The sequence below is a fragment of the Paenibacillus sp. YYML68 genome (genome assembly GCF_027923405.1).
Lineage (GTDB): Bacteria > Bacillota > Bacilli > Paenibacillales > NBRC-103111 > Paenibacillus_G.
On record NZ_BQYI01000001.1, the window covers coordinates 4972087 to 4989118 of the forward strand.

At 53.0% G+C, this 17032-nt stretch carries 8 protein-coding genes; 2 read left to right on the forward strand and 6 right to left on the reverse strand.

Features of this window, described 5'->3' with window-relative positions:
• Positions 1 to 89: 89 nt before the first annotated feature.
• Positions 90 to 1046 (reverse strand): SDR family oxidoreductase, encoded by a 957-nt coding sequence (locus tag PAE68_RS22225; RefSeq protein ID WP_281890640.1) that lies wholly within the window; start codon positions 1044 to 1046, stop codon positions 90 to 92.
• A gap of 165 nt (positions 1047 to 1211) precedes the next feature.
• On the opposite strand from PAE68_RS22225, the gene PAE68_RS22230 reads away from it, so the two are divergent.
• Both PAE68_RS22230 and PAE68_RS22235 read left to right on the forward strand, forming a co-directional pair.
• The gene (locus tag PAE68_RS22230) at positions 1212 to 2150 is read left to right on the forward strand and encodes an AraC family transcriptional regulator (protein ID WP_281890643.1); all 939 of its coding nucleotides are present in this window, start codon (positions 1212 to 1214) and stop codon (positions 2148 to 2150) included.
• A 130-nt stretch (positions 2151 to 2280) separates the two neighbouring features.
• Positions 2281 to 2664: a hypothetical protein gene (locus tag PAE68_RS22235; protein ID WP_281890645.1), complete on the forward strand. Its 384-nt coding sequence runs from the start codon at positions 2281 to 2283 to the stop codon at positions 2662 to 2664.
• A gap of 602 nt (positions 2665 to 3266) precedes the next feature.
• Here the strand turns inward: PAE68_RS22235 and PAE68_RS22240 are convergent.
• From PAE68_RS22240 to PAE68_RS22260, 5 genes are all read right to left on the reverse strand, one after another.
• Positions 3267 to 5621, reverse strand: coding sequence for a beta-galactosidase (locus PAE68_RS22240; protein ID WP_281890647.1), 2355 nt, complete (start codon positions 5619 to 5621; stop codon positions 3267 to 3269).
• 187 nt (positions 5622 to 5808) lie between these two features.
• Positions 5809 to 6957, reverse strand: a complete 1149-nt coding sequence (locus tag PAE68_RS22245; RefSeq protein ID WP_281890649.1) for a mandelate racemase/muconate lactonizing enzyme family protein — start codon at positions 6955 to 6957, stop codon at positions 5809 to 5811.
• 167 nt (positions 6958 to 7124) lie between these two features.
• Positions 7125 to 13556, reverse strand: a complete 6432-nt coding sequence (locus PAE68_RS22250; protein ID WP_281890651.1) for an S-layer homology domain-containing protein — start codon at positions 13554 to 13556, stop codon at positions 7125 to 7127.
• Positions 13557 to 13903: 347 nt separating this feature from the next.
• Positions 13904 to 16099, reverse strand: coding sequence for a family 78 glycoside hydrolase catalytic domain (locus PAE68_RS22255; protein ID WP_281890653.1), 2196 nt, complete (start codon positions 16097 to 16099; stop codon positions 13904 to 13906).
• A gap of 22 nt (positions 16100 to 16121) precedes the next feature.
• Complete coding sequence (locus PAE68_RS22260; protein ID WP_281890655.1) at positions 16122 to 16967, reverse strand: AraC family transcriptional regulator; 846 nt, start codon at positions 16965 to 16967, stop codon at positions 16122 to 16124.
• Positions 16968 to 17032 lie beyond the last annotated feature (65 nt).

Here is a 17032-nt window from a genome sequence, read left to right on the forward strand (position 1 = left end):
CCCAACCTCCTCGTAAATACGAAAATACCTTGTAAGCATGGAGTGTGCTCCAGCTTACAAGGTTTTCATCGCTGCGTATACATTCTAATTTATAGCTTCCAACTTAGAGAAGTCTTCTGCTCAGAGAGCGTCCATAACTTGTCTGCCATTTCCTTGTTCAGGGCAAATGCCTCTAACGTACATTCACCGACGGGACCCACCATCTCAAATGTTGTAGGGCCGTAATACTTGGCATCCTCCAGTCCTTCTTCAGTCGCACACATGACTTCAGGCCAAGCTCCTTTCTCAGCCGATTGTGCGAAGATAGATAATACGGACCAGAGAGTCTTCTGAAACGTATTCGCTGTATCCTGTAATAAATTGGTTCGTGACGCTCCAGGATGACATACCAGTACCTGAACGCTCTTACCCACAGCCTTGATGCGACGTTGTAGCTCATAGGCAAACATCATCTGCGCCAGCTTGCTCTGAGCATAGGACGACCAAGGAGAGTAGTTCTTATCGAAATTAAGGTCTTCGAACCGAATTCTCTGATCCCCCATCTTATATCCATTACTACCAACGACAACAATGCGTCCTCTTGATTCTTCCATTCGTTCAAAAAGTAATCCACACAGGAGGAAGTGAGCCAAGTGGTTAACACCAAGCTGGCTTTCAAAACCATCGACTGTGATCTCCTGTTGAGCCACCTGAGCAATAGCGGCATTGCAGACCAGAGCGTCGATGCGAGGGACCTTCTCCATCACCTCCGCAGCTGCTTCCCGTACAGAAGGAAGAACTGCCAAGTCCATTTGTATAAAAGTCACGTCAGCATGACTGCCAAATTCTCGTTTAAGAGACGAGATGGTGTCCTTCGACTTATTAGCATTTCGGTTCAACATGACTACTTTTGCACCTTTGGATAGGAAGATCCGTGTTGCCTCTAATCCCGTACCACTTGAAGCACCAGTGATCACATACGTTTTACCTGCCAATGAACCGAGTCGCTCCGGTGTCCATCCTTTAGCTCCAAACCTTTGCTTATTACCCCTTATATGATTCCCCATGATTGAAGCTCCTTATCTATATGTCGTTAAAGTATCAACCTTACATTCCGTCTAATGCAATTATAAATCTCATCCATCAGTATAAACAGGCGTAATCATCGTAAAAACTTGCCTAATCGTATCATTAATGTTACATCGGGTGCTAAAACGTGCTACACTTGCTACATGAATAAACAACTAATAAAACAACTTATTGAAAACAGAATTACGGAAGATGGCATGATGGAAACGGGTATCAAGGGGGTGCAACTGTTCCGAGTTAGCAGTTCGCTTCGCTGTGCCCCAGCGGTGTATAGACCTACGGTTGTGGCGATCGTAAGCGGCTCTAAGGAGGCTATATTGGATGGCACGTCCTATGTATATGACAGTAGTCAATATATGTGTTGCACGATGTCGATGCCTGTGGAAGCAGGTACCCCCGCAGCTTCTCCGGACAATCCTCTCCTAGGCGTCTATATCTCCCTGGATACTAAAGTGATGACCGAGCTAGCAATAAGGATGGAAACTGCCACTGGTGCAATCGGAAAGCCTAAAAATGATTCTCTACCACAAGGATTGGCACTTGCCCATTGGGATGATGCATTCACTGAAGCGCTATTGCGCTTACTACAATTAGGAGATAGCCCCACCGATACAGCGGTACTTGGTGACTGCAGGCTTCGAGAGCTATACTACACCGTTATGAAAGGAGATGCTGGCGAATCTGCCCTGCGTGCATTCGGAGTCGGTAATGAAATCTCCCGCTCTATTGCGTATCTGTCCTCTCACTTAGACAAGACGTTCACCGTCGAAGATATGGCCGCACAAGTCGGGATGAGTCGGGCCGTGTTCCACCGCAAATTCAAGCAGGCTACAACGATGTCACCTATCCAGTTTGTCAAATCTATGCGACTTAACAACGCCGCTATGAAGATGGCTGGAGGGATGAATGTGAACGAAGCAGCCATGGAAGTAGGCTATGTGAGCTCCTCTCAATTCAGCCGTGAGTTCAAACGCATGTATGGGCAGTCTCCCAAACAGTGGAGCAGCTCTAAACAACTTTCGTCAGAAATGATGAGACGGACGGCATACTTTTTTGACCAGCTTCAACGTTCATCGCTGTAGGTAACGTGCATTACGTTACAATTTCATACCAACTTCTCTGTGGTCCCTATAATCCTCTACATCAGTCAGAGGTTATGCCTCGCGGTTGTCTTACCAAATCACATAATAGATCCAAAGGAGTTGAGGTCGAGTGAGAAAGTCTCTATTGTTTATGACCTTCGTCGTCCTAGCACTTATCTTGGTCGCAGGGTGCAGTAATTCAGAACAACATATAGCAACATACAAGGCAAGTGGAATTATTGATGCAGTGGAAAAAACGGGAGGAATAGTTGAGGGTGTTAAGTCCGAATATATCGTTAGACTAACAGACATGCAACAGGAATCTGAGTCGAACAAAAGCGAAGCTGCGAACGGCACGTTTTCAATAACGAACAACACCTCCATTTACAAACAATCGGGTGATAAAAAAGAAAAGGCCGATATTTCGGCAGTCGAAAAAGGGAAACGTGCAGAAATGATTTGGCGTTTCGCAAACGATCATCTTACTGAAGCAGTTGAAATTAACCTAAAATAATGGGAAAAGCCAGCGCGGTTGCAGCTGGCTTTCTTATGAACTTGGCACTCGTATAGTACGTTGTCCTGCCGTCCAAGGTTACGGAAACATCGTGTCCCTCTTGCATCACTTGACTCGATGAATCAGCCCCTACTCCTGTAGTAGTCGTCAGCACCATGGTCGACAGCACGATACCTGATATGACCTTGAATAAGCTCATTTTTCTCCAACCTCTCTTCATTTTACATTTGGTTATTAATACCATATTATATGGTATAGGATTGATCGGTTGACCACACGAGCCTGGATAACGATTTCAATGCATGACGTGGTAAGCTCTGTCCATACATCCGAGCAGGAGGAGAATGATATTGAGTATCCGTTTATCCAACATCGGTAAAACCGGAGCGAAGTGGATCATAATTCTCATTCTAAGCTTGTACGCACTGGTCTGTATCTTCGGAATCCTCTTCTTTGCAGCTCTGCTATATTGGGATCACATGTAGATGACGTTGCACTTTCCTGAGCAGTCTATCTTCGACAATAAAGCCGAGCCCACCCTATCGGTGAGCTCGGCTCCTATCATACGCCTATAGCTACTTCTTCCTTCACCCGCCTACCCCTTAAGGCTTAGGCTTAACCTCCAGCAGCAGAACGCCCTCCGAGCCTAGGCTGAAGCTTGCGCCCATGCTCTTGCCAGTCAGCATGTTCTTCACCGTGACGTTCTGGTTGTTCGCCATCTTGAGGCTAATATTTGAAGTATTCTTGCCAATATTGACAATCGTCATCAAGTAGGTGTTCGTACCGTTCGGTACGACGCGCCAGAAGGCACCCTTGGACGACAGACCGTTAGTCTCGGTCAGCACAACCGGCGGCAGCTGGCCTTTGGCCGACAGCTCCGTCGTTACTCTGGAGGACATGTTGGTCACCGCGTTGTTCGTCAGCTTAATTAGCTTACCTGTTCCTGCGGTGAGCGTCTTCGCGCGAGGCTGCTTGTACTCATTGAGCTTCAAGCTTACATCATCGATGATGACGGTGCCGCCGTTGTTCAAGTAGATCTGCAGCGCGTTGAATTCTGCCTCCGTCACTTCCTCCGTCTTGCGGACGACGATTACATCCCAGTCTGAGTTCGGCTGCTTGAAGATGATATTCTTCGTTGCGAAGCCGAGCGGCACACCGCTGAAGTACATCGATTCGTACAGATCGAACTGATCGTGCATGTAGTTCGAATCGTTGATTGCGGCTGCCTCGGAGTAGAACAAGCGAACCGGCTTGCGCTCCCGCTGGAACTTCACAATTTCATTCGAGAAGGCGTTCAGGTCCATCATCGTCTTCGTCAGCTCATGCGCCACGCGAGGCTGCTGGGCGACGGACGCTGCGTACGATTCGCCAAGTCCGCCTGTTGCGTTCTGAAGTCGGTCCTCAATGGCGCCATCTGCATTACGTCCCCAGAACCAAGTCAGTCCCGCGTTCATGCCGTGGAGCGTCGTCTGCCAATACGTCGAGCGCACATATTCCGGCTTCATGTACAGATCCCGATACTGCGTCGTGGAGAGCAGATGCACCTCAGAGTTGATGTGAGGCTTATTCGGGCTGACCGAATCCATGAAGTCATACGTCACAGCCATCTCTTCCCAATAATACGCGTACTTCGACTCCCAGCTCTCCGGTCCTGAGCTGTTCATATTGCGCTTGCGAATCTTCGCATCGTCACCGATGATCTCGGTCATCTCGGTCAATGCCTCGAAGTCGATACCGTGATCGCGCGCACTCTCGACGAACAGGTCCGGCATAATCTTCAGATGCGTCCGGGCCGCCGGGTCGTACTTCTTAATCTCATCATGCAGGAACGTCAGCCACTCGGTGCCACGGTCCATATTGAAGCGCGACCAGTCATACCAGATCGGGGTATTCTTGTACGACGTATCCAGTGGAATCGCCAGATTCACTTGGTTGAAGCCGGTGTAGCTCGTTCCCCACAGCGAGTTCAGCTTGGCAATCGTGCCGTGCTTCGTCTCGAGCCACGTTCTGAATTTGCTCATCGTGTACGTCGATACGTTCGCAATCGCTGCCCAATGACCCTTGGCCGTGAACCAATGCGGCTCATTGGCGAGAATGTAGCCGAGCTTCGTGTAGTTTTTGCCTGCGGTGGTCGGGATCGTTCCCTTGAGGACGTCCTTCCAGATCTCTCTAACCTGCGGGTGGTCAATATCGTACTTGGTGAAGAAGCTCTGCCCCTTCAAGATCTCCGGGCCGTACTTGGTCGCTGCCCATTGCGGCAGCGGGTCGTGCCACAGCATCATATAACCAGCTGAATTCGTCGGGCGGTTCTGCAGGTCGGCCATCTTCGTCTGGTCAATCGTCCCCGCTTCGTCGAGTGCGAAGATCGGACTGATCGCCTTCGGATGGTCGACATTGCCCAGGTGATCGTTGTACAGCGTCGGGTCAGAGGTCGGAATGTGAAGCGGCTTGGAGAAGTAATCGTAGAGGAAGACCGGCTTGCCGTTCGACATAAATTGATCGTTCTGTACCGTAATGTTCGACCAGTTCACCTTCGGAACTGCGCGTCGCGTCACCGTACCGTTGATGACTTGCGTCAGCTCCGACTTCGCGGTATCGAGCATCTGGATCACTTCTCTCCGCTCGAAGTTCGGCAGATCGTTCGCCAGCTGCTGCGCAGTGGCCTGATACTTCTGGACACGCTCGAATTGCACCTTGTTCTTCGTTACATTCGCCGCATCCCAGTCTGCATACTTCAGGAACTCGCTCGCCATCCAGGCTGCGCTTTCCTCTCTTGTCGTATCATGTCCACTTCCTTTCGCCTGTGTAATTAATGCATTCAGCTCACCCAGCTTCCTTGTAGCCTCCTGCTTCGGTGTCTCAGCAGCCAGCGCGATCGATGCTCCATCCGCAGCAGCCAAGCTTAGGGCCAGTCCGACGCATAGTGTCAGATGAGCAAGCTTTTGTTTCTTTCCCATTCATGCACCTCCGTTTTATATTTAAAATGTGTTACGCTTTCATAATATTTCACAGTTTATTGAAAGTCAAGAAAAATATGTATGTTATTTCATCGTTGTCGCTCTTGTGTGCAATCGCTTACAAATTGGTGCATAAAGAAGCTCGCTTGCTCGACACTACTCGACAAGCGGCTTCCTTCCTTCACAGCTACATACTTACGCCATACGCTGCAATGACACTGCGGTCCACCTCGACACCGATCCCCGGTCCCTGTGGAATGGCAACCATGCCGTCCTTCATCGTGATCGCATGCTGAATCAAGGCCGCCCGGAACGGATGGGACGACTGGTCATACTCCAGCATCGGCTCCTCCGGATACAGCGCCAGCGGCGCAGGCGCGAGCGTCGCGATGAACTGCAGCGACGCCGCAAGACCGACGCCAGAGCCCCATACGTGCGGAATCATCATCGTGTTCCACGCCTGGGCGAGCGTCGCGATCTTCTTGCACTCCGTGAAGCCGCCAGACGAGCACAGGTCCGGCTGCACAATGTCCAGCGCACCTTGAGCGATCCAGCTCCGGTAGCCGGTCTTGCCGAACAGATTTTCCCCTGAAGCAATATAGGTCTCCGTCAGATGACGAATCGCCAAGTAACCCTCGATGTCCTCCGGCGCCAGCAGCTCCTCGAGGAAATACAGCTTCGCATCCCGGCTCTCGATCATCAAGCGTCTCGCCAGAGCCGCGTTATACGCGCCGTTCGCATCAGCCATGAGTCGAATGTCCGGACCGATCGCCTCGCGCACCGCTCGAATAAGCGCAAGGTCCTCCTCCAGCCCGAAGCCGATCTTCAGCTTCATCGCACGCAGACCGTTCGCCTTATGACGCAGCGCCTCCTCGACGCCATCCTGCGGGTACACCCCGTTCGCCGTACGGTAGAAGCCTGTCGCATACGGCATCACCTCGGTCCGGTAGTTGCCGCCGAGCAGCTTGCTGACCGGCAGTCCACAGCTCTTGCCCTTAATGTCCCATAACGCAATATCGACGCCGCTGATCGCATTGACCGCTGCACCGCCTTGACCGTAAGGGCGCGTCTTGTTATACATCTCTTCCCACAGCACATCGGAATCGAACGGATCGCGGCCGATCAGCATCGGTGCGAACGCATGCCGAATGAATGCCGCTGCGATCTCTGGCGGCTGCAGTCCGTGGCACAGACATTCGCCCCAGCCTGTCACACCCTCGTCTGTCTCCAGCTCCACGAGTACGGCAGAGCGCTGATGCACCCAGCCTTGGGAGAAGTAGAACGGCTCGTCCAGCGGAGTTTTGAGCACATGTACATGTACTTGTGTAATTTTCATGCGATAAGCCTCCTTGAATTTCGTACATGACATCACTATATCGCCGACAAGATTTGTATGTCAAATGTAAATATATATTTAGATTGTAGAAAAAACAGGCTGGAGCCCACCATTCTGTTCCATAATGGTCATGATGCGCCAGCCTGCCTCTCCTTATACTCCGCTTACTAGAGCCCCAGTAAGCGATACATGAACACTGCAGCCTGCGCACGAGTCGCCGACTCCTGCGGGCCGAAGCTGCCGTCCTCGCGTCCTTCAAGCAAGCCGGACGCCTGCATCGCCTTCACGCTGGCAGCTGCGTAGCTGGCAATCCCACTCTCGTCCTTGAAGGCTGCGGAGGAGGACTCCGTAGCCGCCGCAATTGTAATCTGCTGCGATTCAAGCAGACGATGCACCATGACCGCCATATCTTGTCTCGTGATCGTATCTTGAATACCGAAGCTGCCGTCCTCCTTGCCAGTTACGATGCCTAACGCCTGAGCTGCGCTCAGCGCATCGCTGTACCAAGCACCCTGCTCGGCATCCTTGAAGGACGCAGCTGGATGACCGCCTGTCAGCTCATACGTATTCATCAGCATCTGAATGAATTGTGCCCGCGTCACCTGCTCCTCAGGCATGAACGTGTCAGCGCTGGTGCCCTGAACGACCTCGCGCGCAGCCAGTGCCTCGATGCTCTCCTGTGCCCAAGCTACCGAAGCAAGATCCTTGAAGCTGACACTCGCGTTAGCCGCCGTATAGTAGCTGAAGTGCTTCACATCGAACACAAGCTTCCCTGTCTTCTCGTCATAGCGGCTGTTCTTCACAGCCTCCAGCTCGCCCTGCTCCGTGATGTAATAGCCGACGATGTGCTTGGCCTTGTCGCCTGCCTTCAGCGTGTAAGGCAGCTGCAGCTCCACCGTCTGCCCGTTGCCGAAGGTGCTAATGGTCTGACCATCTACAGCAAGGGTGAAGTCAAATACCGGATTGTCCTTCACCGTTGCTCTGGCCTTGTCGCTCGCAAGCTCCACGGACACCTTCTTCACCGTCAAGTCTACGTTCTCTGACTTCGAGCTGATCGCCGCCTGCAGTAAGGCAGGCGGGATCGAGACAACAGCGAAGCCGGTATCCACAGCAAGCTTCTTCACCTGGCTGTCGCCTGCTGCAAGCACGCTCAGAGCAGGGAGCTGCAGCTGTACTTCCTTGGCAGCTGCAGGCACCTCCAGCTGAATACGTACAACCTTGTCTGACGCTTCCTTCATTGCGCTCTGCAGCATACTGGATGCAATCTTCGAGGATGCGACACCATCCTTTGTCGTGCTGGCTGTTACTTTGACTGGTGGGGACGGCTGTGTATTCTTATCTTTATCCTTGTCTTTGTTGTTATCCTTGTCTTTATCTTTATCCTTGTCCTTATCTTTATCTTTATCCTTGTCCTTATCCTTATCCTTGTCCTTATCTTTATCGTTATCACCATCGCCGCCACTTCCGCTGCCGTCACCGCCACCATTGCCCGGTGTCACTGGGTCCGATGCGTTCGCGGTCACAGTAACGGTCGTCTCCGCATAGAGCATCGGATTGTCATCGCTAGTCACGCGAATCTTGGCCGTTCCGGCCTTGTTCGCCGTTACGAGTCCGCTCGCCGATACCGACGCCACTCCCGAGACGCTCTCGCTGTACACGGACCACGTCACAGACTTATTCGTAGCTGTATCCGGCAGCACAGTCACCGTCAGCTGCCCCGTCAGACCCGCGGTCAAGCTCAACGTACTCTTATCGACCGTTACGCTCTGCACCGCAATCTTCTGCGGCTGCGGCACTGCCTTGAGCTCCAGCAGCATCACGCCCTCCGGCTTCAGCGTCAAGCTCGAGCCGAGGCTCTGGCCTGTCATCATATCCGTCACCGTGAACTCACGTTGGTCCGCCAGCGCCATATTCAGCGAAGCCTCGTTCTTGCCAATGTTGACTACGGTCATCACATAGCGGTCTGCACCGTCTGGCACTACACGCCACATTGCACCACGCTGACTCAGCCCGTTCGACTCATTCACGACGACTGGAGACAAGCTGCCCTTCTGTGCGAGTACGCTGAACGCTTGCTCAGCCATGCTGCTAACAGATGGATCCGTCGGCTGCATCAGCACGCCGCTTCCACTTGCAAGCGCAGCGGTACGCGATTTCTTGTACTCATTCAGCTTCAGGCTGACGTTATCCGTAATGACTGTTCCGCCTGCATTCAGGTACGACTGCACGGCTGCGAATTCGGCGTCTTTCACTTCCTCCGTCTTGCGCATGACCACAACGTCCCAATTCGAGTGCGGCTGCTTCTCGAGCATGCTCGCCGTCACGAAGCCGACCGGCACGCCGTTGAAGAACAGCGACTCGTACAGCTCGAATTGATCTTCCATATAATGCGTATCGTTAATCGCCGCTGTCTCCGAGTAGAAGATGCGGACGGGCTTGCGCTGCTCCTGGAATTTCACGATTTCTTCCGAGTACGCATTCAGATCCATCATCGTCTTGCTCAGCTCATTCGCCACACGAGGCTGCTGAGCGACCGTTCCTGGGTACGACTCGAGCAAGCCTTGCACCGAGGTCGTCATCAGTCGGTTCTCAACGGAGCCGTCCGGATTACGTCCCCAGTACCAGGTGAAGCCTGCATCCATACCGAGCAATGTCGCGAGCCAGTACGTATTGCGCACATATTCCGGCTTCATGTACAAGTCACGGTAAGCAACCGTCGACAGGAAGTGAACCTCCGAGTTGACATGCGCCTTGTTCGGGCTGACCGACGACATGAAGTCGTACGACATTGCCAATTCCTTCCACATGTACGAGTAGTTCTTGTTCCAGTCCTCCGGATGTCCGGTAGCCTTGAAGTTCTCCTTGCGCGTCTTCGCATCGTCGCCAATCATGTCGACCATCTCGGTCAGCTTCTCGAAGTCGATGCCGTGCGTCCGGTTATCCTCTACGAACAAGTCCGGCATAATCTTAATATGCGTCTTCGCCTCTGGATCGTTCGCCTTCACCTGCTCATGCAGGAAGCGCAGCCACTCCGTACCCCGCTCCATATTGAACAAGCTGACGTCGTAGCCGATCGGCGTTCCCTTGTACTTCTTATCCATCGGGATCACACTCCGCGAAGCTTCGTCGAAGCTCGCATACGTCGTGCCCCACAGCGTATTCATCGCATCGAGCGTCTTGTGACGGGCCTCCAGCCACTTCGCGAACTGCCCCAGCGCAATATCCGAGATGCCCTCCTGACCGTTCGCCTTCTTCGGCGTCGCCCAGTGGCCCTTCTCCAGGAACCAGTGCGGTTCATTCGCCAGCAAGTACCCGAGCTCTGTATAAGGCTTGCCTGTCGTAATCGGTCCCGTCTGCTTCAGCACATTGCTCCAGATCGACCGAATTTCCGGATGATTAATGTCATACTTCGTGAAGGTCGTAATGCCATCCCGCATCGTATCTCCGTTAGCGCTCACTGCCCAAGCCGGAGCCGGATCGTGCCACAAAATGGTGTAGCCCATATTGTTCGACGGACGATTCTGCAGATCGCCGTATTTATCTGCCGTCGGCGTGCCGTTCGCATCGATCACAAAGCTAGGGTTAATCGATCTTGGCAGATCGATCTTGCCGAGGTAATCGTTATACAGCGTCGGGTCATTCTTCGGAACATCGAGCGGCTTGGAGAAGTAATCGTGCAGGAACACCGGCTTGCCCTCGCTGTAGAAGTTCGTACCCTTCAGCTCGATGCCGTCCCAATCGACGAGTCGCACCGGTCGGCGTACAACAGTACCGTCGAGCACAGCTGTCAGCTCGGCAATCGACGTGTCGAGCAGCGCGATTACTTCCTTACGCTGGAATTCCGGCAGCTCCTGTGCCAGCTCCTCCGGCGACTTGCCGCCTGGGCTGTAGGTCGGAATAACGGCGAACATCTTCTTGTTGACGTCTACATTGTTCGCATCCCAGTCCGCATACTTATCGAATTCCTTAGCGAACCAGACTGCGCCCTTCTCCCGCTCTGCATCGAGCTGACGTGCCTGGGCTTGAGCGATCAAGCCCTCGAGCTGTGTAAGCTTGGACTGGATCAGCGCCTTCAGCTCTGCAGCAGACAGCGCTCCGTACTTCAGAATGGCCTTCGCCACGATCGCGCCGTTCATCAGATCAACCTCGATCGTCGCTGTCCGATCGTCGGCCGCCTTCACCGTGACCGATACCTTCTTCTGCTCCTTCGACTTGACCGTCATCGAGATGCGATCGTCCTGAATGACAGCAGTCAGCGCCGTGTCATCCGAGGAAGCAGCTGCTACGCCGACAATACCAAGCTTCGCTTCCGTATTCACAATGCTCGCATCGGTGAATGTACCGTTCGACTGCACCGCAATCTCCTTCGGAATCGAGCCGATCACCGCCAGCTCAGCACCCGATTGAACGGTCAGATCCGTCGTCAGCGACGTAATCAACGGCTTCAGCACCGTTGCCTTGCCCTTCGTAATCTCCATCCGGTTCTTCGCGTACATCGTCACGCTGGAGTCCGGCTCGACTCTGAGCATGCCCGTCTGGCCGATCGTCTCGCCCTTGCCCTTGATGTACATCGCGCTGCCAGGCTCGAATACCGCCGAGCCGACACCTGCGGAGCCGACGATTCCATTACCGATAATGAAGCCTTCATCGCGGAAATCCTGCAGCTGTCCCTTTACCGTCACGACCGCATGCACCGTCATTTGAGCGGTGAACTTCAGTCGAACGTTGGAAGGTACCGTTATATTTTTCGTGACAGTGACAGGCTTGAATACTTCAACGACGTTGAGGGTCACTCCGCCTACCTTCTCATCAGCCAATCGCTTCGCCACTGGATCTGTGCTGCTGCCGAATCCGTTCAGCGCCTCCATCAGCTGGTCGGCTGTCGTAATCTGTCCCGCCACAATGAGACCCGGCTGCTTCGCATCATTGAACGTCTGCGCTGCCGCCTCAAGCGACGTAACCGCTGTCTTATAATTGTCCTCAGTAGCCGAGCTGCTATTCTTCACACCAAGAGCCGACTGAATCGCTTGTGCGAACGTATCGCGTACAGCAGCCGTCACCCACAGCTGATCAGAGGTCAGCTCTGCACCGTTCACGCTCACAAGTGTCGAAGCTACATTCGCCTCAGCCAGCTTGATGAGCTCATTGAGCTTCGTCAGATGAACACTAACCGGCGTATAATCGATTCCCGCTCCAACATTCGAAGCCGTTGCGTTGAACACCGCCTCAGGTGCGACTGTAATGCGCTTAATGACTTCCGTCGTGACCGCCTTGGCCAGAGTGACCGTACCCGTTGCTACGCGCAGATGATGATTCGCCAGCACCTCAACACTAGAATCCGCACCCAGCTTGAATGTGCCGTTAGCCCCTACGACCTCGACACCTTGCTGGTAGTAGCTGCTTCCCGTATGGAACACGACCGCACCCGTTCCGTTACCCGCAAGCCCTGCGCCACGCTTATCTGGAGTACGGCTATCCTGCACGACGCCCTGTACCGTAATCGTCGCGTTCACCGTCATATCAGCGAAGCTCTGCAGCTTCACACCGCTAGGGATGGCAAATGGCTTCGTGATCACGATATTCTCATACAGCTCCGCCGTATTCCCGTTCACCTTCACCAGCGTATCGTTGACCGTGATCGACTTCAACAAGGCCGCAAGATCCTGCACGGTCTTGACCTCCGCAGGCGCCCCGGCATTCGTCCCGTCCTGCTTCGCTGCATCGAACGTCTGCACGGCCGCCGCAAGCGCAGTCACTGCATCCGACACTTGAGTAGCTGTCGCTGCTGCATCATCCTTCACCGTCGTCGCCGACCCGATCGCCGCCGTGAAGGCATCCATCGCCGTCGACGTCACCCACTTCTGGGTGGTCAGCACATCCGAGCCGTCTACGCTGACCACGACTGCATCCTTGTTCGCTGTCGCATCGGCAATCGCTTGAATGAGCGCGGTCTTGTCTGTCGGCTGCTGACCTGAGCCAGAGCCTGTAGGCCATGTTACGGTTACGCCGTCAGCGATCGTTCCATTCACCTGTAGCGCCGCTCCTTGAGCAACCGTAATCTGCTTGAACATATCAGCGGTCACCGTCTTGTACGTTGCCACTGTCACCGTTCCCGAGCTTACCTGCAGATGGCTATTCGCCAGTAACGTTACGCTAGAGTCTGGACTGAGCTGCAGCACGCCAGCCGCCCCGACTACCTCAGTACCTTGCTGGAAGTAGGCACTTCCCGTATGCAGCACGACCGAGCCTGTACCCGTACCGACGACACCGTCCTTACGGAAATCGAGCGCTCGGCTGTCCTGCAGCTTGCCGTGTACCGTAATCTGATCGTTCATGTTCATCTTCACGAACAGCTGCAGCTTCACGCCGCTTGGCACGTTGAATGGCTCGTTGATCGTCACTGCGGTGCTGACCTGCGCGGTTGTGTTGCTATCCGCCGTCTTAATCTTGGTCGCATCCCCGCCTGCATCCATCTTCGTCTTGAGGAAATCCACCAGCTGCTGCGCATTCGTGATGACAGCCGCTTGCGACGGAGCAGCAGGTACGGCCAGCGCGACAACAAGACTGATGCTAAGGAATAAGGATAATAATCTTTTCATTGTGCCCTCCTGTATACATGTAATCGAATTGAAGCTGTTCTAGCTTACATAACCTAGGTAGCTGCCACCATATTATGGGAGCGCTTACACCTGCTCGGTTAAAAAAAAGGTCCCACTAGCCGAATATTCAATTGGCTTGCTTGGAATGCTGACAACAAGCCGCTTCTGCACACTCTACACATTAATACCCCTCCATTTATTTTTATATTTAGATGATTATTTTACTTGTAATTAAACATAGCTTGTTTAAATGGAAAAGTCAATGACAAAAAAACGAGCACGGCTGCAAGCTTTATGCTTGCAGTCGGCTCGTTTTTTTCACCTACCACATTGCTGGCTCCTCCTGCCTATTCAACGACGAGACGAACACCCTCGGGCACCTGAAGCTGTACCACCTGTTGTCGATCATACTGCAACGTAATTCGCCCTGCCGCTGTCTCGAATTCCAATCGCAGCGCATCCAACGATGCAGGGAGCTTCGGACGGAACGCCACCTCGGTCCAGCCCGGAGAGAGCGGGGACAATCCGACCATATCCTCGATCAGAATCAAGATTGGAGCGCTTGCCCACGGATGGCATAAGCTCGTATTCCACTTGTGCTCCTTGGACCACGCCTCAAAGCAGGTAGTCGCACCTTCCTTGATCATCGTAGCCCAGGAATGCTCGTCAGATGAAGTAATGAGCTCATAAGCTAATTCGTGCTCTCCCGCAGAGGTTAGAGCCTTCAAGACGAAGTAGGCCATATATACGCCGCAGACGAGACGCTTGCTGCGAATGAGCTCTACGATCGGCTTCGTTCTATCGGCAGGCACAAGTCCAAACAGAAGCGCTAACGCATTCGAGTGCAAGGACGAATGTCGGGAGCCCTCGGCATCCACGAACAGTCCTCTCGTGCGGTCATAGAATGCGTCGGTGTAGGCTTGACGCAAGCGGGTCAGCTCCTGACCGTCTACACGTTCCCCGACGATACTGCCGATCTCCGCTGCAGTTACACGAGCTCCGTAGTAGAAGGCATTCAGTACGTTGTGACAGCCTTCACCGACTGGTTTGGTCAATTCGAAGTCGTAGCCGTCCCGCAGCTGCTCAGGCCAATCGACCAAATTCCATTTATCCGTAACGTTCGCGAGCAGACCGTCCGACCGTTCATAAGCAGCGAAGTGGTCCAGCATCGCTCTGACATGCGGATACATCTGTCGAAGGAAGTCGATATCTCCACTCAGCTTATAATATTTCAACAGCTGCATCGGCCATTGCATAGAGAAATCGGCAATCTCTTGCATGTAATGTCCCGGTGCAACAGCCACTAGACCTGGGCAAACCTTGGAGGAGAGAATGACATAGTCTAGCAATGCCTTTCGATATAACCGAAGATCACCGCTCAAGTATGCCTGTGTTGGAGCTATAATCGTGTTATCTCCCAGATATTGCCCCTTCTCACGCGAGGGACAGTCGACATAGCCCTCCTGAGATCCATACTTGACTCCGTTACGGCAGATCGACCAGATGCTGTTCAAGAGCGGGTCGGAGGACTCGAAGACGCAAGCCTCCTCTTGCATAGGATAATGTCGTACGACCGCGACTAGACTAGCCAGCTCAAGCTTCACGCTCGGCTCATACAACAACACCTCTACATAGCGGAAGGCCTTATAGTCGAAGAACTCCAGCTCATCAACGCCGCCCGATAAGGTGCATACCTCCTGATACCGGCAATTGCAACGCATCTCATAGCGAACCGCTCCATCGTCGAGAAGCTCTTCCCCGTATCGGAGCTCTATCCGATCTCCCGACCGGCCCTGCGCCTGAAGCTTCACTTGGCCTGTAACCTCTTCCCCGAAGTCGATTCGATAATGACCGGCCGCTACCTCTTCTATTCGTGCAGGAAGCTTCTCATATACGGCAACAGGCGGTGTGGGCTGTAGATATAGCACATGGTCATCGTGGGAATGTACGGTCGCTGGTGTCCACCCCGAATCATCATAATTGATCCCCTTCCAGCCCGTCTGCTTCAGCCGCAGATCGAGGGGCTCCGCATACTGGGTGTTATAGCCGATCACATCCCCGCGCCCATATTCCTTGGTATGATAGCATCTCCATGTCGCATCGGTCTGCAGGAGCAAGTGGTGATCGGCGTGCAGCTCTGCGATCATCCCTTGCCGATGATCGGCACTGTTATAGGATCTGCATATCAATCCATGATAATAGACATGCACCGCGATGACGTTCTCACCTGGCTGAAGCAGGTCGGTTACATCATAGCTATTATAATAGTAGTGATCGGAAGTGGATTGAGCGGGACCTTGACCGACCGAGCTTCCGTTGATGTACAGCTTGTAATAGTCATCCGCGGTAATATCCAGCACAGCGCGCGTCACGCTGTGATCTAGCTTGAACGATCTGCGGAAGAGCATGTGGCGGTTTGTCAGCTCCTCTCTATGCTCGATTACAGCAGATTTATCCATTTCTTTATGATAGAGCGTATCAGGAGCCTTCAGCCCCTCGAAGGCGTTGTCCATGATCCAGCGTGCTGACCACATCTTCCTCATCGTACCCCACTCCTCTGTTCGTTTAGAATATGATGTCCTTCCGAATCCCTTGAACCTCTCTTTGCTTCCACTGTCCGGGACTGATTCCTTCCAGCTGCTTGAACACTCGGTTGAAGTGATGAATATTTTTGAACCCGATTTGTAGGGCCATTTCTTTAAGCGTGATCTCGGTATACGCCATGAATTGCTTGGCCTTCCCAATCCGCACTTCCTGAATATATCTCGAGATGGTGCATCCGTACCTTTGCTTGAACATGTGTCCCACGTAATTGTTGCTGAACCCAATATGCTTGGCGATATCGGCCACACGAAGCTCCTCTGCATAATGATTGGTGATATAAGCCCTGGTCTGCTCCGCCACTGTCACAGCCTCGCCTGGTAAGGGTGCTACGTCAGCTTCAGAAGTCTGAATGGGGTATGACACCTTCATACCGTATGAATGTCTGTGCAGCACATACAAGATGTTCAATAAATACACACAGGCCATCTCGCGAAAAAACGCCTCTCTACGCAGCCCCTCCTGCTTGATCTGCTCCAGCAGCAGCACAATTTCCTTAGACACCTGAGCATGCCACACTTGAATGGACTTCAGCCATGCGTCTACCCGACAGCTGCGGGTGCGAAACTTCATATCCAGCGTCTTAATCGCTGCGTCACTTCGTGAAGTAAAGCCATGAGCCACAGAAGGTGTAATGAAGGCACAGTCCCCTGTACGTAACACACGTCGCTCGTCCCCACATGTGAAGACAACCTCTCCATCGATAATATAGATGAGTTGATAATAATCATGAGCATGCAGCAATAGACTGTTGCCCCTGCCATAGTCATATCTGGACGCCCAGATCATTTCCACATCGAACTCATGCAAGGTATACACCTCATTTCACCAAGCTGTACCCTTCAAGCAGATAAACGTTCCCATGCTCCAGACAA